A 24,339-nucleotide genomic window follows, 5' to 3' on the forward strand; every position below is an offset into this window, starting at 1 on the left:
ATTTTCCCGCAAACCTCATGGGGCGGCATGAAGAAAAGCAGCATCGGCCGCGAACTCGGACCTTGGGGCTTGCACGCTTTTCAGGAAATAAAACACGTGGTCATGCCGACGCCTGAATAGAGGTCAGTGCAGGAACCTGCCCGATTTTGCCACCATAGTCAGGTCGACGAACTCCGAACCATTGTGGTTGCTTGGACTGAAGGTGATGAAATAACCGCCGGCATCGTAATGGCTGACGGTTTCCAGTGCCCGGATCAAGCTGTCGCGCGACAGATTGCTGCCGGCGCGCCGCAGGCCTTCGACAAACACCTTGGCGGCGATGAAGCCCTCCATGCTGACGTAATCCCATTGCTTCTTGTCGTCTTGCAGATAGTATTTGCGATACTCCTTGACGATGGCGTGCGTCTCATCCCATGGCGCCGGCATCACCTGGGAGATCTGGACCCCGCTGGCATCCTTGCCCAGCGCAGTCACCAGTTGCTGGCTGCCGACGAATGAAATATTCCAGAACGACGGCGGGCTGCCGGCGGCGATCATGGCTTTGATGAAGGCGGCGCTGGAGTTGTAGGCAGACACCATGATCACCGTTTGCGGCTTGCTGAGCCGGATCTTGGCGACGGCATCGCTGACGTCAACGCTATTGCGTTCCACCGTGCCAAGTCCGGTCACTTCGATCCCGCGCTTCTTCAAGGCCCGCGTCACACCCTCAAGCCCGGCCTTGCCGTAAGCGTCATTTTGATAGAAAACCGCAATCCGTTTCAGCGACAACGTCGTAATCTGCTGCACGATTTTTTCGGTCTCGGCAAAGTAGCTGGCGCGGACATTGAAGATATTGCGGTTGAACGGTTCACGTAGCGATTGCGCGCCGGTAAACGGCGCAAAGAACGGCACCTTGGCTTTGCTCACGGCCGGAATCGATGCGTTAGATGTCGGCGTGCCGACATAGCCGAACAAGGCCAGCACCTCGTCCTGTTCGATGAACTGTTTGGTGTTCGCGGCGGCGCGGTCCGGCTCGTAGCCGTCATCCAATGTCTTCAGAATGATTTTGCGGCCGAACACACCGCCGCTCGCATTGACCTGATCGAAATAAGCTTGCGCGCCGTCGTGCATGCCCTTACCCAGTTCTTGGGCCGGACCGGAAAACGCAGCCGACTGACCCAGCGTGATGGTGGTGGCGGTAACGCCGGTCTCGGCCCGGCAGATGGCGGCCGCCAGCAACAGAGATGTGAGGGCGAGTATTTTGTTAAGTCGCATGGAAAATCCGATCCTTCATAGAACTTGAGTTGATAGACATTGCAAGGCGCCACCGGTGTTAGCGCTACCGAAAAGCCGCGTAAGACGACACCCGCAAATGCACGGCGCAGCAGCTACGTAGCAAGACGAAATAAGCGTGACATCAGGCTGTAACAATTGCCGGTTTGCCTTCGCACCGAAACCTGAATCAGCAAAAGCAGGTGCAGGCGCTACAAAAACACAATGCAATTTGTTGCGGTGCAGAAAATTGCCCTAAGTAAAACGCAAAGCGGGCAATGCTGTCAAGCAAGCGGGATACAAATGTTGTTTAAATTTGTGAAATGGTCATCGCTATATTTGAATGGAAATAGCGAAAGTAGAAATGCGAAGTGAGGCGGGATTTCATTTGGTCCGGATAGATGGCGTAACAAAAACCATAAAGAAAATCGCAGAGCGACTGGTGTTGCCAGTGACTCTGCGAAGTGCGGAAATTGCCTGTAGACACGCTTACACAGCGCGAAAGAAATTGAAGCCGAAGGCAGTGTTAAAAATTGGCAAAGAGCTTGCTGCTGTTCGGCACGCCCAGGCCGGTAACATTATCATAGCCCGCCACAGCGCTGCATATGGTGCACGGCGTTGAACCGAGATTATTACTTCCCAACACGATATCGATGAATCCGGGACTGGTCCCTTGCGTCACTTTTGCCTGATACAGCAAACCGTTGAAGCCACCCGGCGTGGCCTTGATCAAGGTCGCCAGGGAACTTCCTTTATTCCCGAGGTATTGTCCGAAAAGCGCACTGATGCCGGCCCAGATCGGCGTGCTGGCGCTGGTGCCGCCGCTCATTACCCAGCGTTGCTTGTAATAGATTCCCACAGCACTGTGCTGGTAGTCAGCTACTGCGGCAACATCCGGCACTGCGCGCATGCCGCCATTGAGCGCCGCCACGCTGCTGCTCAGATACGATGACTGCCAAGCCGGCATGGGCAGATAGTAACTATTACCACCACCGGAAAACTGCCAGGCTACTTCGTTTTGCGCAGCGCCGTTCCACACGACCGAATTGATACGCGTACCGCCCACCGCAGTAACATAAGGCGATGCCGCCGGATAACCGGCGCCGCTCCAGGAGACAAAGCCGGCATCGCCGGTACTGGCGAAGAAAGCCACACCTTGCTTGCTCTGGAATCCGGACAGCAACGCATCCTCGTTTTGCGCATCGCTAGGCATAGGAAAGCCGCTGAAACTCATCGATACCGCGGTCACCCCAGGTAGCACGGCAGCATAATTGACCGCAGCAAACAGATCGGCATAGCTCGGGCTCTTTGCCGTCACCACAACAATCTTGGCCCCCGGCGCCATCGCATGCACCAGTTGCGTATCCAATTCCGCCTCCGCGCCCCAGTCGCTGGCCACCGGGACCGGTGCGCCATTCGACAAATCGACATGCTGGAAGCATGCATTCGCAGTAGTACATTGCGGCAGATTGAAATATTGGCTGTAGACAGCAAGATCGTCTTCTACGTTGCCGGTAGATGGCGCTTCAATCAGCACCACGGTTTGACCTGCGCCATTCAGGCCGGCGGGACTACCGTAGTGCGTTTGCAAATCGACAGGCGCCAACGCGCCATTGATGCCATGTCCGCCAATACCGAACAAATCGACAGTACCGACCTCGGCAACGCCACCGCTTTGCGAACCGGGGACGCTTGCACCCGTGATCAAACCCTGCTGCACGCTGTTGACTGCCGCTTGGTTCAGGCCGATATAATACGCGACTACCGAACCGTCTTTTTGCGGGTATTTGTACGATGTACCGTCTTTCTCCAGCGCGCCCATGTAGACGTTGCCGTTCAGTTCGTAATAGATGCGATACGAAACGGTACTATTTTGCGCAGCAGGCAGCGCTGCATTGGCTATCCACATGCGGACGCCATTGACCGTGCTGATCGTGCCGTCCGCAGAGAAATCCGTTTCATACGGATGGAAATTAGCATTCTCCAGCGTGACTGGAAAGAAATTATCGAGTTTCGCCTGAGTCATGCAAGGCGTAGTCGCAGCCGACGTCGTCACTTTAGCCGGCAGGCTATTTGTGCAATCCAGCGCAAAGTAGGTATCGCCTATCAGCGCGCCTTGCCTCTTTGTATAGGCGGCGCCGCTCTGCCACTGCGCATTGGCTGAAAAATTATTGGCGCTGATCCAATCATCTATCTGATAAGAGGCCTGTAACTCTTCCGGCGCATTGTCCATGGCTCCGGATAACTGGGTTTCACTGAAATTGGAAAACAGCGAGGACTGGACCATGGTGCTGCCGTCATCCGCGAACGAATCGGTTCTGACCCCGCTGCCGACATAGCTGACCTTACGCTGGGCGGTCAGAGAACGGACCAATATTTTGCCATTAAGCAAATAACGTGTAGTCGCAAAATTTGGCAATGCCAATGCCGAGTCCAGCGAGTTATATTGTGACGCTTCAACCTGACTGCCGGCACTCGATGGCGATTTGCTCAAACCACCTGTTGAAGACGAATAGAAGTAATTGACGCCGCTGATCAGGTTGCCGCCGCCATAAGGCAAGCCGACCCCTAGTGCGTAAGTGCCGCCCTGCAGTTCTTCATGCTCGAAAATCTGCTGGTCAGCACTCAAGGCCGCGGCCTGCGGGGTGTTGCCTGTGCCGGAGCCGCCTCCGCCGCCGCAAGCGCTAAGCAGGACGGCCAGCGTTACCGCCGTGATACAGGCCAGGCTATTGTGTAATTTCATCACACCAAATCTCGATAAGGTAGAACGTTAGGGACAAGCTCCTCAGCTTGCAACGCACCATCGACTGAGTAGCCAGCAAAGTTCTGGATCATACCTGATTCGATGTATTTTTTACCATTCGACAATAAATTTAGACAAGGCTTTTACGGTCTTGCAGACTCTTTACGCACGGTGTTGCCTGAGCTCTGAATTCATACATCATTTGTTATCTAAAAAACATATTTCCATCTCCAAATCCATCCTCATGCAGGACCGCGGACACATGCCTTTACCAACGAAGTGCCTACTGATGACGACGAATGGTTATAATGAGAATCATTATTAGTAATGGCTTTTGTATGAGACTTTGTGACTTGACCCCGTTTACACCAGCTGTCATCGAACATGTAGAAGATGTCCTGGCTGCCGACCCGATTGCCAAACGATTGCGCGAGCTCGGTTTTGTCAACGGCGAACCGGTCAGCGTGGTGGCGCGTGGTCCGGTCGGCGCCGATCCGCTGATGATACAAATCGGCTTCACTCGTTTTGCCCTGCGTCGCGCTGAAGCGCACCGGGTGCACGTCACTCCGAATCCGGCTTCCTGAATTCAAGCACCATGTCCAGCACCTCCTCCCTGCGCATCGCCCTCGTCGGCAATCCCAACTGCGGCAAGACCGCCCTCTTCAACCAGCTGACCGGCAGCCGGCAGAAGGTCGCCAATTACGCCGGCGTCACGGTCGAACGCAAGGAAGGCCGCTTCACCGCGCCATCCGGCCGCGTGTTCCAGCTGCTGGACCTGCCCGGCGCCTACAGCCTGGAAGCCACCAGTCCGGATGAAATGATCACCCGCAAAGTCTGCCTCGGCCAGATGCCTGGCGAAGCGCTGCCGGACCTGGTCATGTGCGTGGCGGATGCGACCAATCTGCGCCTGCACCTGCGCTTCGTGCTCGAAGTCAAACGGCTGGGGCGGCCGATGGTGCTGGCGTTGAACATGATGGACGCGGCCCGCAAGCGCGGCATCGGCATCGATCGCGCGGAGCTGGAACGCCGCCTCGGGATTCCGGTGATTGAAACCATTGCCGTACGCAGCGGCGGCGCGCGCGAGCTGATCCGGCATCTGGATCAGGCTGGCGCACCAGCCGAGGCGACCGGCGCCGTCGACGACGATCTGCACGCGCAGGTCCGCAGCATGCTCGCCGCCGCAGTCACCATGCCGCGCAACACTTCAATGATCGACGATGCAATCGACCGTTGGGTATTGCATCCGGTAATCGGCCTGGCGCTGCTGGCGGCCATCATGTTTTTTATTTTCCAGGCGGTGTTTTCCTGGGCGCAGCCGGTGATGGAGGCGATCCAGGCCGGGGTTACCGCCGTCGGTGCCTGGGTTACCGCGGCGATGCCGGAAAGCCTGCTGCGCAGCCTGATCAGCGATGGCATTTTCGGCGGCCTGGGCACGGTGCTGGTGTTCCTGCCGCAGATCCTGATCCTGTTTTTCTTTATCCTGGTGCTGGAAGAATCCGGCTACCTGCCGCGCGCCGCCTTCCTGCTCGACCGCATGATGTTCAAGGCCGGCCTCACCGGCCGTTCGTTCATCCCGCTCCTGTCTAGCTTTGCCTGCGCGATCCCCGGCATCATGGCGACCCGCAGCATCCAGGACCCGCGCGACCGCCTGACCACCATCCTGGTGGCGCCGCTGATGACTTGCTCGGCGCGCCTGCCGGTCTACACGCTGCTGATTTCGGCCTTCATTCCGAGCAGCAGCGTCTGGGGCCTGTTCAACATGCAGGGCATTGTGCTGTTCGTACTGTACGTGGCCGGCATCGTCAGCGCACTGGCAGTCTCATGGATCATCAAGCGCGTACGCAAGGACAAGAGCGAGCATGCCTTACTGATGGAACTGCCCTCGTATCGCCTGCCCGGCGCCCGCAATATCGCCATCGGCCTGTGGGAACGTGCGCTGATCTTTTTACGCCGCGTCACCACCATCATCCTGGCGCTTACTGTATTGCTATGGTTCTTGTCGACATTTCCCGGCCCGCCCGCAGGCGCAACCTTGCCGGCCATCGACTACAGCCTGGCCGGCAGGATCGGCCACTTGCTGGAATATGTGTTCGCGCCGATCGGCTTCAACTGGCAGATCTGCATCGCGCTGGTGCCCGGCATGGCCGCGCGTGAAGTCGCCGTATCGGCGCTCGGCACGGTGTACGCCATATCCGGCAGCGAAGACGCGATCGCCTCGCAACTGGGCCCGATGATCGCCCACCAATGGTCGCTAGCCACCGCGCTGGCGCTACTGGCCTGGTATGTATTCGCCCCGCAATGCATGTCGACCTTGGCGGTGATGCGACGCGAAACCAACTCCTGGAAAATAGTCGCCTTCGCCACCGCCTACCTGTTCGGCCTGGCCTACCTGGCGGCTTTCCTCACCTATCAAATCACCAGGCTGCTGACATGACGCCCTTCCTGATAGCGCAAGACATTATCATCGGCCTGGCGGTCATCTCCAGCCTGGTCTATGCATGCCGGCGCCTGATGCCGGCGACCAGTCAGCGTTGGCAGTCGATGCTGGCGGATTCTCTGGTCAAGGCATCCCGCCCGGCATTGTTGCGCAAACTCGGTGAGCGGCTGCAGCCGGCGGGCGCCGACGCGGGCTGTGGTAGCGGCTGCGGCTCATGCTCAAGCGGCTGCGGACCGGCATCGCCAAGCGACGAGCAGCCATTGCAGTTTAAAGCACGGTCACGCGAATAAGAAAGAAGACCTGAGGAAGCAGGACAATCCTCAGCAAGGCGTTGCCGTTTTCAGGACCCGTTCCAAGGGTTGAAAATCCGGACGCCGGTGGGCGCGAAGTCCGCCACGTTGCGCGTCGCCACAGTCATGCCATGGACCAGCGCCGTGGCTGCTATCAAGCCGTCACGCACGGGACGAGGGTCCGGCGCATGCAGTTTCGCGCTGCGCAATGCGACGGCTGTATCGACGGCCAGGATGCGACCGGCGAACGCCGGCAATACATGGCTATCGAGCCAGGTGCGAAACATTGCGCCCTGCAAGGGATCGCGCCGTTCGGCGAGCAACACGCCAATCTCCAATTCCTGGATCGTGATCACGGAAAGGTACAAGTCGCCGCTGGCTATGCTGTCGGCCCACTTTGCGACGTTCTGGTCAGCTTTTCCCAGGCGAACCTTGCGTAGTTCGGAGACCACATTGGTATCGAGAACGAACATCAGGAAAAATCCGCCGGCTGGGCAAGATCGCGCAACTGCGGAATATCCAGTTCGATATCTTCAATGCCTGGCATCGCCAGCAGATCGGCAATCTTTTGGCTCGCGCCGGTGATCCTTTGATAGTCCTCGAAACTGAGCAGCACGTGCGCCGGACGGCCGCGGTCAGTGATGAACACCGGGCCGTTGTTGGCGGCTTTCTTGGCGTCGCTGGCATGCTGGTTAAATTCGCGACTTGAAAGAGTGGTAATTGTCATGGCATCACCTCATTACACATTTGTAGATACGTTACTACAAATCTGATGATAGCGCAATTAATGTAGAAACATATCTACATTGATCAATATCCAATCATTCTTCTTGCAAGGCATAGCGAGCACAATACTCATCGGTAATCAACCCTGACCACCACCCGCCCCGCAACACCGCGCGGATAGCCTCAGCCTTCTTGACGCCACCAGCCATCCCGATCACTGGCCGCCTCGGCGGCGAAATCAACGGCAAACTGGTAATCCGGTCTTCGATCGGCGAAGCAATCAGCCGGCCATCGCCGGTGATCGCATGCCCGATCATCTCCCCCACCGCGCCATGCGCCTGCAACTGCGCCACCTCCGCCGCAGTAAGAAAACCATCCTCATGCATCGGGCAACCCAGCGCAATCGTGCCGACCCCGATAAAAGTCACGTCCGCCTGCTGCGCCAAATCAGCCACGATGCGGTACACCCGGTGATTGCACCACTGCCGCATATCCTCGGCACTGTCAGCCACCAGCGGCGCCGGCAGCAAAAAGAAACGCCCCTGCGTTTTATCCGCCACCGTCAACGCAACGTCATAACGATTCGATGAACCATCCGCAGCAATCGCGCCGACCATGGAAACGATCCGATGCTGCGGCCGGTCCATTTCAGACACCGCTTCCAGCACCGCTTTCAAGGTCCGCCCGGAACCGACATTCACCACCAGCGGATTCTCTTGCTGCAAATAGCGCTCTACAACCTCGGCGCCCACGACCGCCAGCATCTGTTGCACGCCAGCGTCATCGATCACCTTATTTGTCCCCACATCGGCCGAGCCGACGCTAGGAACCACATGACACTGTTCCAATCCGTACTTTTGCTGCAACGCAGCGGCCAACGCCAGACATTCCGATACCGGATGCTCGACCCGTACCTTGACCAGCCCCGACTCACGGGCATAAGCCACCAGCCGTTGCGCCATCTGCCGGGAAATTCCAAGGTGGTCGGCGATCTCGTTCTGGGTATTGCCAACCACGTAATACATCCATGCCGCACGGGCTGCGAGGTCTAGTTTTTCATTTCTTGATGCCATCTGGTTTCCTTTTTTTATCGGCGCACCGCGCTGTGAACGTGCTATCGCAGCACAACGCAACCGCCACCTGTGTATGGCATTCGACCATGAATTGTCCCAGATAGTGCACTGCGACATAACCATTCGAGATGGATTTATTCAGCAAAAAAAAATCTTGACATGACCTGGATCATGGATGATTATTTGCTCAACGAAAAGTCTTTTGCTCAATATTTTTAAAGAGACTGCGTTACAACAACTTTCCGGAAAGCCAGGCCGGTCATCGTGGTCAGTGATCGGCTTACCGAAGAAAGTGACAAAGCGAAGCCGCGCAAGTCGGCACGGCAAATTGCATATTCCAACAACAATGGAGACAAACATGAAATCTCGCAGCATCGGCAGCAGCTCGTTTTCAGCAATCCTGGCCCCACTCAGCGCACTCTCCATAGCCATGCTCTGCATGAGCGCATCGGCCGCGCCGGTTACCGTCAATATCGCAACGATCAACAATCCGGACATGATCGAATTGCAAAAGCTCTCATCCAATTTCGAAACCGCCAATCCCGACATCAAGCTGCGCTGGGTCGTGCTGGAAGAAAGCGTGCTGCGCCAGCGCGTCACTACCGACATCGCGACCGGGAGCGGCCAGTTCGACCTGATGACCATCGGTGCGTATGAAGCGCCGATCTGGGCCAAGAAAGGCTGGCTGGCGCCGATGGACGGCCTGCCCGCCAGCTACGACGAAGGCGACCTGATCAAGACCGTACACGATGGCCTGACCGAGGGCGGCAAGCTGTACGCGCTGCCGTTCTATGCCGAAAGCTCGATGACCTATTACCGCAAGGACCTGTTTGAGGCAAAAGGCCTGAAGATGCCTGATCACCCTACCTTCACGGACATCGCCGGTTTCGCTGAAAAGCTAAACGACAAACAAAACGGCGTCGCCGGCATCTGCCTCCGCGGCCGCGCCGGCTGGGGTGAAAACATGGCGGTGATCGGCACCTTCGCCAACACGTTCGGCGGCCGCTGGTTCGATGAAAAGTGGCAGCCGCAACTCAACTCGCCAGAGTGGAAAAACGCCGTCACCACCTATGTCGACCTGCTGCGTAAATACGGTCCGCAAGGCGCTACGTCCAATGGCTTCAACGAAAACCTGGTGCTGTTCTCCAGCGGTAAGTGCGGCATGTGGATCGACGCCACCGTCGCCGCCGGCATGATCTACAGCAGCAAGGAATCGAAAGTGGTCGGCAAGGTGGCATTTGCGCCGTCCCCGGTCGCGGTCACGCCGAAGGGCGCGCACTGGTTGTGGATCTGGTCGCTGGCAATTCCGAAATCGTCGAAGTCGCAAGACGCCGCCAAGAAGTTTGCTGCCTGGGCAACTTCCAAGGAATATATCCAACTGGTCGCCAAGGAAAAAGGCTGGGGCCTGGTGCCTCCAGGCACCCGCATGTCGACCTACGCTTCGCCTGAGTACAAGAAAGCTGCGCCGTATTCCGACTTCGTGCTGAGCGCGATCCAGACTGCCGACACCAAGGATGCGACTCTGCAAAAAGTACCTTACACCGGCATCCAGTTTGCAACGATTCCAGAGTTTCAATCGCTGGGAACGGTAGTCGGGCAAGCGATCGCCGGCGCGCTGGCCGGCAAGACCACGGTTGACGTCGCTCTGCAAACCTCGCAATCACAGGCGGAACGGATGATGCGCCAAGGCCGCTACATCAAATAGGTAGCCAAGCCATTAACTGCGCTGTAAACCGAGCAGCAAACAGAGCAGCAAACAGAGCAAGCGTGCAAGCGGACGCCGTCGTCCGCTTGTCCTTCCTTGCCAATGCCAGGCCGAATTTCGATCGTCACCAGTCGGCAGCGCAAAATACGTAATGAGGTCATATCACCATGCTTACTCAAACCGCTCAGGGCGCACCTGCGGTCACGCCAGTGCAGCCCAACGTCAGTAAATTCAAACCGGTTCGCCTGCTGCAAACGCCATCGGTCGCCTTGTTGCTGATGTGGATGATCGTGCCGCTGGCGATGACGCTGTATTTCTCGGTCACGCGCTACAACCTGCTGATGCCGGATGAAACCGGCTTTGTCGGACTAGACAATTACGCTTTCCTTTTTAACGATCCGGCCTTCTGGCCGTCGATCCTCAATACCCTGGTGCTGATCGGCTCGGTGCTGGTCATCAGCGTAGTCGCCGGCACCTTGCTGGCGGTGCTGTTCGACCAGCCGTTTTTCGGCCGCGGCATTGCGCGGCTGCTGGTGATCGGCCCTTTCTTCGTGATGCCGACTGTCGCCGCACTGATCTGGAAAAACATGATCCTGCATCCGGTCTACGGTTTACTGGCGTGGGCCATGCGGCTGGTCGGGCTGGAGCCCATCGACTGGCTGGCGGAATATCCGATGCTGTCCGTGATCATGATCGTGGCCTGGCAATGGATCCCGTTCGCCTTCCTGATCTTGCTGACGGCACTGCAATCGCTGGATCTCGAACAGAAGGAAGCTGCGCAGCTCGACGGCGCCGGCGCCATCCGGATTTTCTGGTACGTGGTGCTGCCCCATCTCAAGCGCGCCATCACGGTCGTGGTGATGATCGAAACCATTTTCCTGCTGTCGATTTTCGCTGAAATTTTCACCACCACCGCCGGTGGTCCGGGTACGGCCACCACCAACCTGGCCTACCTGGTGTATTCGATCGGCTTGCAGCAGTTCGATATCGGCATCGCCTCGGCCGGCGGCATCATCGCCGTGATCCTGGCCAATATTGTGTCGTTCTTCCTGGTACGGATGATGGCCAAGAACCTGAAAGGAGCGAACGAAAAATGAGCGCTAAAAATAAAAACCGCCTGTGGCTTGGCCTGCTGGCGTGGGCTTGCGCGATCGTCCTGTTTTTCCCGATCTTCTGGGTGGCGATCACCGCCTTCAAGACCGAGCACCAGGCTTACGTGCCGACCCTGATTTTCTGGCCGACCTTGGAAAGCTTCCATGAAGTCATGGCGCGCAGCAATTACATGGATTTTGTCACCAACTCGCTGATCGTCTCGCTCGGCTCCACCGTGCTGGCGCTGCTGATCGCCGTGCCGGCGGCTTACTCGATGGCGTTCTTTCCGACCGCAAAGACACAGAAACTGCTGCTGTGGATGTTGTCGACCAAGATGATGCCGGCAGTCGGCGTGCTGATCCCTATCTATCTGCTGGCCAAGAACAGCGGCCTGCTCGATACGGTGACGGGTCTGACCATCATCTATACCCTGATCAACCTGCCGATTGCAGTGTGGATGGCGTTCACCTACTTCAACGACGTGCCGAAGGAAATCCTCGAAGCGGCGCGGATCGATGGCGCCAACGCCTGGCAGGAAATGATCTACCTGCTGCTGCCGACTTCCATGCCGGGACTGGTGTCGACTGGTTTGCTGCTGATTATCCTGTCTTGGAACGAAGCGTTCTGGAGCATCAACCTGACGAGTGTCAGCGGCGCGCCCCTGACCGTGTTCATCGCCTCCTATTCCAACCCGGAGGGCTTGTTCTGGGCCAAGCTGTCCGCCGCTTCTTTGCTGGCGATCGCGCCGATCATGGTGCTCGGCTGGCTGGCGCAAAAACAACTGGTGCGCGGCCTGACTTTCGGCGCGGTGAAATGACGCAGCTTATGACTCAGTTTATGAAGCACATGACAAATAAGCACATCACGCATCTGATCTGCGATTGCGACGGCGTCTTGCTCGACAGTGAGAGCATCGCCCTCACCGTCCTGCATCGCCAGCTGGCCGGCTACCTGCCGCGCGCCGTGGTGCAAGGAAACGGCCAAACCGAGCTGGCCCTGCACGGCGCCATTTCCGAGCGGCTGGGCATGATGACCAATCTGCTGCTGGATGAAATCAATGCGCAGTTCAGTCTCGGCTTGCTGGCGCCGGATTATTCGGCAATCAACCTGGCGGTCAGCCGCGCCTGCAGCGAAGAAGTGACGGCGGTGCCTGGCGTGATAGAGGTGCTGGCAGCCATCCCTTTGCCCAAGGCGGTCGCCAGCAACAGCAGCTTGTTGCGCATCGACGCCGGCTTGCGCCGTTGTGGTTTGCTGGCCTTGTTCGACGGCCATATCCACAGCGGCCACGACATGGGTACGCCCAAGCCGGCGCCAGATGTTTACCTGGCTGCCGCCGCCGGCTTTCAGGTGGCGCCGCAGCAGTGCATCGCCATCGACGACAGCGTCACCGGTGTCCGCTCCGCAGTCGCGGCTGGTATTCGCGTATTCGGCTTTACCGGTGTCGCGCATGATCGTGGCCAGGCCACGGCGCGCTTGCTGGCAGCGGGCGCCGAACTGGTATTCGACGATATGCAACAGCTACCCGATCTGCTTGCGGCTTGATGCCTTGAGAAAAAACGGATCAATTAAACAGTTTCAGCCATTACCCTGTCGCCAAGCGGCATGGTGATTTGAGAAAAAAACAGAAGGAGGCCATCATGGCAGGCGTAAAAATCAGGAATCTCATCAAGAGCTACGACGACAATGAAGTCATGCGCGATATCAATCTCGATATCGACGATGGCGAATTCGTGGTCTTCGTCGGCCCCAGCGGCTGCGGCAAATCGACCTTGCTGCGCATGATCGCCGGCCTGGAAGATATCAGCAGCGGCGACCTGTTCATCGGCGAAACGCGCATGAACGACGTGCCGCCGGCCAGGCGCGGCATTGCGATGGTTTTCCAATCCTACGCGCTCTATCCGCACATGACGCTGTACGACAACATGGCTTTCGGCCTGAAAATCGCCGGCAAAACCAAAGCCGAGATCGACGTCGCAGTGCAGAAAGCCGCCAAGACTCTGCACATTGACCATCTGCTGGACCGCAAGCCGAAAGCCTTGTCGGGCGGCCAGCGCCAACGGGTAGCAATCGGCCGCGCCATTACCCGCGAGCCTAGCGTGTTCCTGTTCGACGAACCGTTGTCGAACCTGGATTCTGCGCTCCGGGTAAAAATGCGTCTTGAGTTTTCGCGCCTGCACGACCAGCTCAAGACCACCATGATCTATGTCACCCATGACCAGATCGAAGCCATGACCTTGGCCGACAAGATCGTGGTGCTGTCGGCCGGCCGGGTTGAGCAAGTGGGTTCGCCGCAGCAGCTTTACCATCATCCGGCCAACCGCTTTGTGGCCGGCTTCATCGGCTCGCCAAAAATGAATTTCATCGATGGCAAAGTCGTAGCCATTGGCGGCAACGGCGTGCTGGTGGAACTGGCTAGCGGCGGCCGGCAGTCTGTCGCGGTGGATGGCAGCAGCTTGCAGATTGGCGCCGAGGTCAGTATCGGGGTGCGCGCCGAGCACTTGATGCTGGATGCGCAAACGCCGATGCTGAAGGCGAAATTCACGGTGCTGGAAGCACTGGGCGATTTCTCTTATCTGTATGCCGATTCGAGCGTATCCGAAGAGCCGCTGGTATTGCGCGTGGCTGACACCGTCAACATGCAGCGTGGCAGCGAAATCGGCGTTTCGGCCGATCCGCAGCGTTGCCATCTGTTCGACCAGAGTGGCCGCGCATTGCCAAGGCTGAATTCGGCGCTCGCGGCTCCGGTTCAAACTCAAACGCATCCGGCCACCGCACAAACAGTATAAAAACCATTTATTCAGGACACATCATGCAAGTCACATCCACCGCACCCAATGGCCCCGAGCAGGTCTGGCTGCATATCGGCGCGGGCTCGTTCCACCGCGCGCACCAGGCGGTTTATCTGCATCATCTGATGGAAACCGGCGACCTCGGCTGGTCGCTGGCGCTGGCCAATATCCGCGATGACATGACGCCATTGCTGGACGCCCTGGAACGGCAAGACGGCGCCTACACGCTGGAAACCGTCACCCCTGGCGGCGTCCGCAACTACGAAGTGATCCGATCGATCAAGAGCATCGTGCCGTGGGATGCGGCGCTGCTCGAGCTGACCGCGTTTGGCGCCAGGACGGCGACCAAGGTGATTTCCTTTACAGTCACCGAAGGCGGTTATTACCTGGATCATCATCACCATCTGGACACCAGCAATCCCGACCTCGCAGCAGACCTGCAAGGCGAACTGAACACCATCTACGGCGCCATGACCGCTATCTTGCGCGCCCGAGCGGCAGCCAATGGCGGCCCGATCACATTGCTCAACTGCGACAATCTGCGCCACAACGGCGAGCGCTTTCACGACGGCTTGCTGCAGTTCCTCGCATTGCGCGGTGAAACCGCTTTGCAGAAATGGGTGATCGAGCATACGCGCAGCCCCAACTCCATGGTCGACCGCATTACACCGCGCCCCACCGATGAAGTCAGGGCCCGCGTCGCACAAGCCTGCGGCAAACCAGATCCCTGCGCGATCATGGCCGAATCGTTCATCCAGTGGGTCATCGAAGACGACTTCGCCGCAGGACGGCCGGCGCTGGAAAAAGTCGGGGTTGAAATGGTGGCGTCGGTATTGCCTTATGAAGAAGCCAAGATCCGCATACTGAACGCCACCCACAGCTGCATCGCCTGGGCCGGCACGCTGGTCGGCCTGACCTACATCGATCAAGGCTGCGCCCGCGCCGACATTCGCAAAATGGCGTTCGACTACGTGACGCAAGACGTCATCCCCTGCTTGACACCAAGCCCGCTCAACCTGGAAAACTATCGCGACACGGTGCTGGAACGTTTCGGCAATCCGAATATCCAGGATAGCAACCAGCGCGTTGCCGCCGATGGTTTCTCCAAAATCCCAGGCTTCATCGTACCGACCCTGCAAGAATGCATTGCCCGCGGTGCAGTGCCGCATGCAACGCTGGTCCTGCCGGCGCTATTTTTCCTGTTCCTGCAACGCTGGGCCAGGGACGAACTACCCTACGCCTACCAGGACGGTGTCTTCGACGCCAGTGCCACCCGCGCCATGCTAAGCGCCGCCGACCCGCTGCGCGCCTATTGCGCCGATACCGCCTTATGGGGCACACTAGCCGGCAGTCCGCAGCTTGAGTTGCCGATGCGCGAAGCAGTGATTCGCGTCCAGAATTGGCTCGCGCTGCAAAGCTGATCCAGCAGCGCAATTGAAGCCATGGGTTGGGTTAGCGAAAGATAACCCGACGTTATCCGCAGCACCGAATCCAATGGTTGTAATGGTTGTTCGAGAACGCCTTCGCCTGGAAAAACCTGACAGGCCCGTGCTTCTCACAACCACCCGCCATACGTGTAGAGGAAATGCAAAATGTATCTGGGCATCGACCTGGGCACCTCGGAAGTCAAGGTAGTCCTGATGGACCAGGCCGGCAATCTGCTGGCCGACGCCGGTTGCGCACTCAACGTATCGCGGCCCCAACCACGCTGGTCGGAACAGGATCCCGGGCAATGGTGGCAAGCCACCTGTGACACCATCGCCAAACTGCGCGCCAAGGCGCCGCAGGAATTTCGCGCCGTGCGCGCCATCGGCCTGTCCGGCCAGATGCATGGCGCAGTGATACTGGATGCGCATGATAAGGTATTGCGTCCGGCGATTCTATGGAACGACCTGCGCAGCGTCAGCGAATGCGCCGAACTCACCGAGCGCGCGCCGCAATTGCACCAGATCGCCGGCAACCTGGCCATGCCCGGTTTTACTGCCCCCAAACTGCTGTGGCTTGCGCGTCATGAGCCAGACATATTCGCCGCCATGGCGACCGTGCTGTTGCCCAAGGACTGGCTGCGCCTGAAATTGACCGGCAACAAAGTATCCGAACCATCCGACGCCGCCGGCACCCTCTGGCTGGATGTCGCCAAGCGCGATTGGTCGGACGAATTGCTGGCCGCCACCGGTATCCGCCGCGCCCACATGCCGCGTCTGGTGGAAGGCGGCGAATCCTCCGGCACGCTGTTGCCCGAAGTGGCCGATGCCTGGGGCCTGTCGCCTGAGGTTGTCGTCGCCGGCGGCGGCGGCGACGGCGCCGCCAGCGCCGTCGGCATCGGCGCGGTCAATCCCGGCGACGGCTTCATTTCGCTTGGTACTTCCGGCGTGTTGTTCGTCGTCAACGACCGCTTCCGCCCCAATCCTGCCCAGGCGGTGCACGCTTTCTGCCATGCGCTCCCCGGCCGCTGGCACCAGATGAGCGTGATGCTCTCCGCCGCCAGCTGCCTGCGCTGGTTCTGCCGTCTGGTCAGCGTCGATGAAGCCACCCTGTTAGCTGAAATCGCCGCCCTGAGTGCAGCCGAGCTGGAAAACGCCCCCCTGTTCCTGCCCTATTTGTCCGGCGAACGCACGCCCCACAACGACCCCTACGCCCAAGGCGTATTCCACGGCCTGTCGCACGCCCACGGCCGCGCCGCGCTCGGCTACGCCGTGGTCGAAGGCGTGACCTTCGGCATGGCCGACGGCCTCGCGGCCCTGCATACGGCCGGCACCGAAGTCACCGAGTTATCGCTGGTAGGCGGCGGCTCACGCAGCCCCTATTGGGCGCAACTGATTGCCGATGCGCTGAATGTGCGGATGATTACCCACATCGGCAGTGAAACCGGCGGCGCACTTGGCGCAGCGCGGCTGGCATGGCTGGCGGCGAATGACCAACCCGGCAAGGAAGCCGTCATCTGCGCCAAACCACCGATGCGCGAGGCGTTCACACCGAACCCCCTACGCCACCAGGCATTGCAGCCACGGCTGGCAGCCTACCGTGAGATCTACCGCTGCCGTCCGGAACGCATCGCCGACACCAAACAAACAGCGCATTGAGTTGCGCTAACTGACGCACTGATTACTGATAGAATATGTTTTGTGTTTTTGCATGTTCTTTTGGCAAAAACAGTGCCGGTGTAGCTCAGTTGGTAGAGCAATTCATTCGTAATGAAGAGGTCGGGGGTTCAACTCCTCTCTCCGGCACCAAGGTGTCTTTATCGTATGACTACAAAATGCCGTAAACCGATTGCAATGGTTCTGCGGCATTTTCATTTCAAATCGCCATGGATAGATTCTCAACTAGATATTGACCTGCTCAGGCCGACATCCCTGTTGAACAGCTCAGGAAAATAGCCGGTATGGATCCATCTGAAAAGGAAACAATATGCCGAACGTTTCTCGGGCGCTTTCGCTCAGCCAGCTAGCCCAGGAAGAGCGCCGGCAGGGGCGCAGCCAGGAAGCCATCGCGCTGTGGGAGGAAGCGCTTGGAGTCGATCCAGGTAATACCAATCATGTCATCGAGCTGACCAATTACCTGACCCAGATCGGACGGGCGGAACAGGCTTTGCAAGTTTGTGAAAACCAGCTGTCCGGGAACCAGGGCGTGGCTTTACTCTGGATGCAAAAGGGCATCATCCAAATCAATCATTTCGGCGATACCAAGGGTGCCATCGAGAGCTTTCAATGCGTGCTGCGCCATGAGCCGGCGTATGCGTAGGCGCACGAGGCACTGGCCCAGATATACCTGTTTCAACTGCAGCCGCAGCTTATGCGCTTTCATGCCGCGCAGGCACTGACGAATGTCGAGTTGAAAATCGCGCTTCGGATTCGTAGCAGATACCTTTCTGATTATGCCGGCGCGGTGGCGACGGGCCGCTTGATCCTTGCCAGTGATCCGGCAGATGTCGATACCCTGGTTGCAATCGGTCGGGCCTTCTACATGCAGAGCCGCTTCGATGAAGCATTCGCGATGTTTGCACGTGCGGTGGAGCATGCGCCGGCCAGATTGGATGCGGTTGGCCCTTTCACCGATCTGTTGCTGCTTCTGGGCGATAACCGCGCTGGCTGGCGGTGCTCGGAAGCGCTGGCCAACAACACGCATTTGCTCGCCAGTTATCCGGGCATTTCCCAGCATCTGAATAAGAAATGGCGTGGACAACCATTGGCAGGCAAGCGTATTTTGGTGGCGTACTATGCAGGCATCGGCGACAACCTGATGATGGCAAGGTATACGCGTGAGCTGAAGGCGGCCGGCGCGCATGTTACCTTTGCCTGCCGTCCTGAACTACTTCGTTTGCTGGAGGGACTGGAAGGCACGGACGAGGTTGTCGCCACATGGAAAATGGAACGCTGGCATGAATTCGACTATTGGGTATTCGACTATTTGCTGCCGGCCTGCCTCGGTGCGGCCGAAGGGCGTATCCCCGGTTATGCCGAGGGCTATCTGCGCGCACCGGCCGGATTGACGACGCACTGGGCGGCGCAATTGCAGAGCCCTCCCGGGCGTCTTAAGGTGGGCCTGTGCTGGTCAAGCGTCCCTCACAATTTCAGCGGGATCGATCGCTTTATCCATCCGGAAGAATTCGCGCCGCTCGCGGAGCTGACGCATATCGACTGGTTCATTGTCCAGAAACATGCGACCAACCCGGAACTAGCGGCACAGTCCGGTCTCAAGGTCAGCGACTATTCCGAGCAATGGCGCGATTTCGCCGACACCTCAGCCATGATCGCCGGACTCGACTTGGTCATTTCCATCGATTCCTCGCCATTGCATCTGGCTGCGGCCATGGGAAAGCCGGTCTGGGGGCTGCTTCCCGCAGCGCCGGAGTGGCGCTGGGGATTATCCGGTGAGGAATCGGCATGGTACCCGTCACTGCGCCTTTTCCGGCAGGCGGAATTGCATCGCTGGGCGCCGCTGATTCAGCGCGTCAAAGAGGAACTCGGCAAGCTGTGTGCGACACCGATGGAATAGAATCGATGCCGCAAACGCAGGGAAGATTAGCGGTTCAAATCGTCGCTGGAAATCCCCAATTCGACTTCGGCGGTTTCAAGCCATTGAATGCAGCTTGGCCAACCAGTCCCGCACTTGCTCCGCCACCCAGCGCCCCGCATCCAAAGTCAGGTCGTGCCCCGCTGCGGCTTGCGTCGCCAACGGTGCCTGCCATTGACGCGCGAGCTCTTGCGAACAGCGAGGATCAATCAACTGGTCCGATCCGCCTGAAAGCAGCAGCAGCGGCATCGACGGCGCATGTCTCGGCGCACTGTAACGCGCTGCTGCGCATAGCTGGCGCAACGCATTGCCCAAGGTGACCGGCTGATCACGCTGATAACCGATCCACTGTTCCAGTACGGCGCTTTGCCCGGTTCCCTGACTACTGGTCAGCCGCAACAAGAGACGCTCCTGCCTGCCAGTATTGCGGCTAACCATTCCCAGCAAGCCAACCGCCAGCAGCGCCGGATAATTGCGCGGTCTGAGACGGTGGTAAAACGGGCTGACCGGCCGCAAACTGGTATTGAGCAGGACACAACCCGCCACGTCTTCCGGATAACGCGTTGCCCAATCGATTGCGACCATGGCGCCGAGCGATAAAGCAAACAAATTATACGGCGGCAAGAAATCCTGGCTGAGGAGTTGGCGGCGACAATAGTCGGTCATTTCCTCCACACGGGCCGGACTTCTTTCCATGTGCAGGCGGCCGTTACCGGGCAGATCGAGAAGCACAATCTCTGCCTCCGGCACCGTGGCACCGAACAAATCCGGAAATTGTCCCCAGTGACGCTTCTCTCGCATCAAACCGCGCAAAAATACCCATTTACCCATGGTAAGTTCCGGCTTGCGGAACGCCCGCGGCATTGGCAGGCATCCAGTTCTTGTGGGCGCCGGCGGCATGCGTCAGGAATTCCAGCCAGACCAGGTGACTGCGCAATACGCGATGCAGCCGGCTGGTCGATTTTGGATTGAACATCCCCAGCCTGGAAAACAGCTGGCGCGGGTTTTCCCTGACCCATAGCCAGGATCCCATCTCCAGCGTGAGCGGCAGGAAAACCTGCCGGCTAGCGGCCGGCATCTGTAAATACAGGTAATCCCACAAATCGCCATGCGTCAGGTATTGGCAGTTTTGCGCTTCGAATAAATAATTGTTTTCGCGATAAGTCTGGTTAAACAAATCCGCCAGGGCCAGAATTTCCGGTAAATGGCGAATCGGCTCGCGGCTATGCGCGTAAGGAAACCAGATGCGGTCTTTGACGCCGAAGCCTGAATGGCAATCCAGCGCGATGCTGAACTCGCGGCTCAGCAACTCTTCCTGCACCACGCTGCAGAGCGCCTGAGCCTCGGCTTCCATCGGTGCATCGGATAGTCCGCGATACCATGGCAGCCGAGAGCTGAGGCGTTGTCCACCCACCAGGAAATGCACCTTCTCGCTGGCGTTGACCGGCGCATTGCGCATCAGGTCCACGCCGCGCGGATTGCAGCGGGTGCTGTCCCACATGCCGGCAGGATTTACCAGCGGCATGAAAACCAGGCGCACCGACGCCAACTGGTGATGCAGCACCGCATCCCACTTCAGGCGTGACAACAGGCTGCGCAGAAAGGCCAGCAGCACCCGGGTGCCGATCCGTTCCAGGCCGTGAACGCCACCGAAGAAGCCGACCGCCGGCGCGGCCGGATCCTTGCTGCCGATGGTCAGGACATAGACCGGAAAACGATGTCCCTTGACGTCGATATCGCAAACGGTCCGGCTCTCCAGATAAGGCTGGCCTTCCTGGATGATGCGTTCCAGTTCGTTCAATTCCGGTAAATCGAAGTCCATTTTTGGCGCCTCCTCTGGCCGATGAATCATCGATCGACACATGCCCAACTTTTGCGCCATGTTCTCGATATTGTCAAGGGAATACCTGAAAACCATGCCTCCGTGAGGTAGGATATCGCTTTCGCCATTTCCCGAAAAATGGCCTTTGCATGCGCTGGCCGGACAACCCGCGCTTTCACTTCATCACAGAACCACAGGACTCCCATGAGCACCTACGCCTACCGGCTTCTCAACGTCTTTGCCGAATCGACTTTCGGCGGCAACCAGCTGTGCGTATTTGAAGATGCGCGCGGCATGGATGACGCCACCATGCGGGCCCTGGCGCTGCAGTTCAACCTCTCGGAAACCACCTTCATCCTGCCCTCCGAACGGGCCGATGCGCACGTGCGTATCTTTACACCCGATTATGAAATGCGCTTTGCCGGCCATCCGACCCTCGGCACGGCTCAGGTAGTGCGCGATCTGGCGCGCACCGGCGATGCGCTATCGCTGGAATTCATCGCCGGCGTCGTGCCGGTCAGTGCGGCAGGCGACGTCTGGACCTTGACCGCGCCGCAGCCCGGCGGCCTGAAAACAGCCCCGGCAAACATGACGCCGGCAGGAATGGCTGCGCTGCTCGGCTTGCATCAAGACGATTTACTGGACGTGCCCTTGTGGGTGGATACCGGCAGCGACCAGTTGCTGGTGGCTCTGCGCAGCATTGATGCGGTACACCGCACCCGCCCCGACGCTGCGCAACTTGAAGCGTGGCCGGAAAGCAGCCTTGAGCGCAAGACGGTGTATGTGTTCGCTTTCGATCCCGACCGCCCCGGCCGCGTAGTTGCGCGCTATTTCTTTGTCAAAGCCGGCGGCGGCGTGGCGGAAGATCCTGGCACCGGATCGGCCTGCGCCAATCTCGGCGGCTGGCTGATCGCCAAAGGCCATGCCTTGCCGGCACAGTACCAGATCGAACAAGGCGAGGCGGTTAAACGCCCTTCCCTACTGCGCCTGCAAGTCAGTGCTGACGGCGCGATTCAGGTGGGCGGCAAGGTTATCGAACTGGGTCGCGGCGCCATCAATTTATAGAAAGCAACCTCGGCCGACAGACTGCCGGCTCAAGCCCGCGCCTGCGACCAGCGCCGATAGCGCTTTGTCAGCCGCTTGGTACGCAACTGGTCGCCAATCAGGCTCAACAGCGCCGAGTGATTGCCGCTCGCGCTACGGCTGGCGCCCAGCAGCCGCAAGCGGCGCTTGACCAGGGCCATGCGCGCCACTGCCGCCATGACCTGATCCTTCCAATCGACTTGTGGACTCTGCGCGACCTGATCGCCGCCCGCCTGCCATTGCGCCGGAAGATTCGGCGCAACCGCCAGCGCGGTAGCCATGCCGACCACCGCCACCCCGCCGGCCAACACCTGCTCGGCGATAGCCTTGCGGCGGATCCCGCCGGTGGTCATCAGCGGCATGCGAGCAACTGCAGCCAGTTCTTTGGCGAACTCCAGGAAATAGGCTTCGCGCGCCAGGCTGCGGCCATCGGCTGCGCGGCCTTGCATGGCGGGACTTTCATAGCTGCCGCCGGACAGTTCGACCAAATCCACAGGCAAGTCATTCAGCCACAAGATGACTTGCCTGGCGTCATCTTCGGTAAAGCCGCCGCGCTGGAAATCGGCGGAATTAAGCTTCACCGCCACGCAGAATCCGGCGGAAACTTTTGCCCGCACCGCGCGCACCACATCCAGTAACAAGCGCGCCCGGTTTGCCAGGCTGCCGCCCCATTCATCCTTGCGCTGGTTACTCAAAGGCGAGAGGAATTGCGATATCAGATAACCATGCGCTGCGTGAATCTCGACGCCGTTAAAGCCGGCTCGTTCGGCAGCTTCGGCGGTAGCGGCAAAACGCCCGATGACTTCTTGAATCTCGGTATCGTTCATGGCTTTTGGTTGCGCAAACAGCTTGCTATGCTTGCCAAGGTCCAGCGCCACCGCTGATGGCGCCCATGCGCGGCCGCCCATGGCTGCCATCACTTGGCGACCCGGGTGATTGATCTGCATCCACACTTGCGCGCCTTTACGCTTTGCCGCCTCGGCCCATTGCGTAAAGGGCGCCAATGGCGTTTCGGCTTCCAGCACTATGCCACCCGGACCGGTCAGCGCCGCGCCGTCGATCATGACGTTACCGGTAATCACCAAGCCCGCACCACCTTCGGCCCAGGCATGGTAAAGGCGCTGGATGGCCGGACCCGGTAATTGCCCGATGTCAGCCATATTTTCTTCCATGGCGGCTTTGGCCAGGCGATTGGGCAGCACGCTGCCATTCGGTAATTGCAAACTTGAAAACAGGTCTGGATGCATGGCGATTCCGTCTATGGAAGGTGGAAATGTTGTATCCTAAGATTAAAGTCAACTTGAAGGTCAAGCATTATGAAGATCGGGGAACTGGCGGAAAAAACCGGCATGGCGCCTTCCGCTATCCGCTACTACGAACAAAGCGGCCTGCTGCCCAAGCCCGAACGCGGCGCCAACGGCTATCGTGAGTATGCCGATACCGCTCTGGAGCGCTTACGGCGGATCCAGATGGCGCAAGGCCTGGGGTTTTCGCTGGATGCAATCCGTAGCGTATTCGCCAGCAATGAAGAGCTGTCGAAGGATCAGCTATTGCGGAAACTGGACGGCCGCCTGAATGAAATCGATCAACTAATGCACACGCTGCGCGAGCAGCAACAGCATTTGCTGGCCTTGCGCGTAACGCTGCGCGAAACCTGGGCTGCCGGTGAATGCGCCAATGCCGTCAACCTGGAAAATGGCAGGATAGTCAAATCAGCCCAATCCCGTCCAGTGAAACACAGCGCAGACGACTGACTACGCGGCGATCAAAACGGTCACGGTCAGCCAGCGCAGGCGGGGCTTCACTGATCCTTGTATTCGTAGTATTTACGCGCATCCCCGCGCACTTTGTCTGCCGGATACTTGACGCGATTGAGGATCATTTTTTCGGACACCGCTGCGCTCAGGTCGATATCCAGTTTATCGGCAAGGCGAATCAGATAAGTCAGCACATCGGCCATTTCATGCCTGACCTGTTCCAGTTTGCCGGGACCGAGCTCGTCGCCGCTGCCGGTGTGTAGCCATTGAAAATGTTCCAGCAGCTCGGCGGCCTCGACGCATAGCGCTGAAGACAGGTTTTTCGGCGTATGAAACTGATCCCAGTCGCGCTCGTCGACGAAAACGCGAATTTCTTCGCGAAGCTTGGCAAATTCTCCATTGTCTTGCTGACCGTTCATGCTGAAGCTCCAGATTGAGTTTCTCAACATCATATATGCAGCTGGAGCAAAAACGCGCTCCATCTCAAAACCACAAAAATAGCAATTTCACAATTGCATCTGCACAAAATCCTATCGAAACGGGAAAATGTTTGTT

The 24,339-nt window shown here is 58.5% G+C and carries 23 protein-coding genes, 1 tRNA gene and 1 pseudogene; 16 read left to right on the plus strand and 9 right to left on the minus strand.

Going from position 1 to position 24,339, the window contains the following annotated elements; genetic code table 11:
• Nucleotides 1-120, plus strand: a complete 120-nt coding sequence (locus tag ABI171_RS20210) for an aldehyde dehydrogenase family protein (RefSeq protein ID WP_348094399.1) — start codon at nt 1-3, stop codon at nt 118-120.
• Between the two features lie 3 nt (nt 121-123).
• On the opposite strand, the gene ABI171_RS20215 is transcribed toward ABI171_RS20210, so the two are convergent.
• Both ABI171_RS20215 and ABI171_RS20220 read right to left on the minus strand, forming a co-directional pair.
• Nucleotides 124-1,254, minus strand: coding sequence for an ABC transporter substrate-binding protein (locus ABI171_RS20215; protein WP_348094360.1), 1,131 nt, complete (start codon nt 1,252-1,254; stop codon nt 124-126).
• 523 nt (nt 1,255-1,777) lie between these two features.
• Nucleotides 1,778-3,994 carry a S53 family peptidase gene (locus tag ABI171_RS20220; RefSeq protein WP_348094361.1) on the minus strand — a complete coding sequence of 739 codons (2,217 nt, stop codon included), beginning with the start codon at nt 3,992-3,994 and terminating at the stop codon, nt 1,778-1,780.
• 353 nt (nt 3,995-4,347) lie between these two features.
• Between ABI171_RS20220 and ABI171_RS20225 the strand changes: the two genes are divergently transcribed.
• Genes ABI171_RS20225 through ABI171_RS20235 form a run of 3 tightly spaced genes read left to right on the plus strand, consistent with a single transcriptional unit; the run spans nt 4,348 to nt 6,721 of the window.
• Nucleotides 4,348-4,578 carry a FeoA domain-containing protein gene (locus ABI171_RS20225; RefSeq protein WP_348094362.1) on the plus strand — a complete coding sequence of 77 codons (231 nt, stop codon included), beginning with the start codon at nt 4,348-4,350 and terminating at the stop codon, nt 4,576-4,578.
• Nucleotides 4,579-4,589: 11 nt separating this feature from the next.
• Nucleotides 4,590-6,428 (plus strand): ferrous iron transporter B, encoded by a 1,839-nt coding sequence (locus ABI171_RS20230; protein ID WP_348094363.1) that lies wholly within the window; start codon nt 4,590-4,592, stop codon nt 6,426-6,428.
• A complete protein-coding gene (locus tag ABI171_RS20235) occupies nt 6,425-6,721 on the plus strand; it encodes a DUF6587 family protein (protein WP_348094364.1) in 297 nt (98 codons plus the stop codon). The genes ABI171_RS20230 and ABI171_RS20235 overlap by 4 nt, the downstream gene beginning before the upstream one ends.
• A 50-nt stretch (nt 6,722-6,771) precedes the next feature.
• Here the strand turns inward: ABI171_RS20235 and ABI171_RS20240 are convergent, their stop codons facing one another.
• The 3 genes from ABI171_RS20240 to ABI171_RS20250 all read right to left on the minus strand — a co-directional run bounded on the left by ABI171_RS20240 (nt 6,772) and on the right by ABI171_RS20250 (nt 8,520).
• The gene (locus ABI171_RS20240; RefSeq protein ID WP_348094400.1) at nt 6,772-7,197 is read right to left on the minus strand and encodes a type II toxin-antitoxin system VapC family toxin; all 426 of its coding nucleotides are present in this window, start codon (nt 7,195-7,197) and stop codon (nt 6,772-6,774) included.
• The gene (locus ABI171_RS20245) at nt 7,194-7,448 is read right to left on the minus strand and encodes a type II toxin-antitoxin system Phd/YefM family antitoxin (RefSeq protein WP_348094365.1); all 255 of its coding nucleotides are present in this window, start codon (nt 7,446-7,448) and stop codon (nt 7,194-7,196) included. Before ABI171_RS20245 ends, ABI171_RS20240 begins: the two co-directional genes overlap by 4 nt.
• A 94-nt stretch (nt 7,449-7,542) precedes the next feature.
• Nucleotides 7,543-8,520 carry a sugar-binding transcriptional regulator gene (locus ABI171_RS20250; protein WP_348094366.1) on the minus strand — a complete coding sequence of 326 codons (978 nt, stop codon included), beginning with the start codon at nt 8,518-8,520 and terminating at the stop codon, nt 7,543-7,545.
• A gap of 358 nt (nt 8,521-8,878) precedes the next feature.
• On the opposite strand from ABI171_RS20250, the gene ABI171_RS20255 reads away from it, so the two are divergent.
• From ABI171_RS20255 to ABI171_RS20300, 10 genes and pseudogenes are all read left to right on the plus strand, one after another.
• Complete coding sequence (locus ABI171_RS20255; protein ID WP_348094367.1) at nt 8,879-10,225, plus strand: sugar ABC transporter substrate-binding protein; 1,347 nt, start codon at nt 8,879-8,881, stop codon at nt 10,223-10,225.
• A 167-nt stretch (nt 10,226-10,392) separates the two neighbouring features.
• A complete protein-coding gene (locus ABI171_RS20260) occupies nt 10,393-11,322 on the plus strand; it encodes a sugar ABC transporter permease (RefSeq protein WP_348094368.1) in 930 nt (309 codons plus the stop codon).
• A gap of 29 nt (nt 11,323-11,351) precedes the next feature.
• A pseudogene (locus ABI171_RS20265) lies at nt 11,352-12,134 on the plus strand (carbohydrate ABC transporter permease); the annotation flags it as partial.
• 29 nt (nt 12,135-12,163) lie between these two features.
• Nucleotides 12,164-12,859, plus strand: a complete 696-nt coding sequence (locus ABI171_RS20270) for an HAD-IA family hydrolase (RefSeq protein ID WP_348094369.1) — start codon at nt 12,164-12,166, stop codon at nt 12,857-12,859.
• A gap of 95 nt (nt 12,860-12,954) precedes the next feature.
• Complete coding sequence (ugpC, locus tag ABI171_RS20275) at nt 12,955-14,103, plus strand: sn-glycerol-3-phosphate ABC transporter ATP-binding protein UgpC (RefSeq protein WP_348094370.1); 1,149 nt, start codon at nt 12,955-12,957, stop codon at nt 14,101-14,103.
• A 23-nt stretch (nt 14,104-14,126) separates the two neighbouring features.
• Complete coding sequence (gene dalD, locus ABI171_RS20280; protein WP_348094371.1) at nt 14,127-15,527, plus strand: D-arabinitol 4-dehydrogenase; 1,401 nt, start codon at nt 14,127-14,129, stop codon at nt 15,525-15,527.
• 171 nt (nt 15,528-15,698) lie between these two features.
• A complete protein-coding gene (gene xylB / locus ABI171_RS20285; protein WP_348094372.1) occupies nt 15,699-17,189 on the plus strand; it encodes a xylulokinase in 1,491 nt (496 codons plus the stop codon).
• Nucleotides 17,190-17,263: 74 nt separating this feature from the next.
• Nucleotides 17,264-17,339: transfer RNA gene (locus ABI171_RS20290), tRNA-Thr, on the plus strand.
• A 178-nt stretch (nt 17,340-17,517) separates the two neighbouring features.
• Nucleotides 17,518-17,850 carry a hypothetical protein gene (locus ABI171_RS20295; RefSeq protein WP_348094373.1) on the plus strand — a complete coding sequence of 111 codons (333 nt, stop codon included), beginning with the start codon at nt 17,518-17,520 and terminating at the stop codon, nt 17,848-17,850.
• Between the two features lie 51 nt (nt 17,851-17,901).
• Entirely contained in the window at nt 17,902-19,104 is a 1,203-nt protein-coding gene (locus tag ABI171_RS20300; RefSeq protein WP_348094374.1) for a glycosyltransferase family 9 protein, read from the plus strand.
• Between the two features lie 75 nt (nt 19,105-19,179).
• Here the strand turns inward: ABI171_RS20300 and ABI171_RS20305 are convergent, their stop codons facing one another.
• A complete protein-coding gene (locus ABI171_RS20305) occupies nt 19,180-19,953 on the minus strand; it encodes an alpha/beta hydrolase (RefSeq protein ID WP_348094375.1) in 774 nt (257 codons plus the stop codon).
• Nucleotides 19,946-20,944: a M14 family zinc carboxypeptidase gene (locus ABI171_RS20310; RefSeq protein ID WP_348094376.1), complete on the minus strand. Its 999-nt coding sequence runs from the start codon at nt 20,942-20,944 to the stop codon at nt 19,946-19,948. The genes ABI171_RS20305 and ABI171_RS20310 overlap by 8 nt, the downstream gene beginning before the upstream one ends.
• 204 nt (nt 20,945-21,148) lie before the next feature.
• Here ABI171_RS20310 and ABI171_RS20315 point away from each other — a divergent pair, with 204 nt between their 5' ends.
• Nucleotides 21,149-22,009, plus strand: coding sequence for a PhzF family phenazine biosynthesis protein (locus ABI171_RS20315; RefSeq protein WP_348094377.1), 861 nt, complete (start codon nt 21,149-21,151; stop codon nt 22,007-22,009).
• A 29-nt stretch (nt 22,010-22,038) separates the two neighbouring features.
• On the opposite strand, the gene ABI171_RS20320 is transcribed toward ABI171_RS20315, so the two are convergent.
• Entirely contained in the window at nt 22,039-23,274 is a 1,236-nt protein-coding gene (locus ABI171_RS20320) for an NADH:flavin oxidoreductase/NADH oxidase family protein (protein ID WP_348094378.1), read from the minus strand.
• A 69-nt stretch (nt 23,275-23,343) separates the two neighbouring features.
• On the opposite strand from ABI171_RS20320, the gene ABI171_RS20325 reads away from it, so the two are divergent.
• On the plus strand, nt 23,344-23,781 hold the full coding sequence (locus tag ABI171_RS20325) for a MerR family transcriptional regulator (protein ID WP_348094379.1): 438 nt from the start codon (nt 23,344-23,346) through the stop codon (nt 23,779-23,781).
• 47 nt (nt 23,782-23,828) lie between these two features.
• Here ABI171_RS20325 and ABI171_RS20330 read toward each other — a convergent pair whose 3' ends face one another.
• Entirely contained in the window at nt 23,829-24,203 is a 375-nt protein-coding gene (locus tag ABI171_RS20330; protein WP_348094380.1) for a nucleotide pyrophosphohydrolase, read from the minus strand.
• Nucleotides 24,204-24,339 lie beyond the last annotated feature (136 nt).

This window comes from Collimonas sp., assembly GCF_039923675.1.
GTDB lineage: Bacteria > Pseudomonadota > Gammaproteobacteria > Burkholderiales > Burkholderiaceae_D > Collimonas.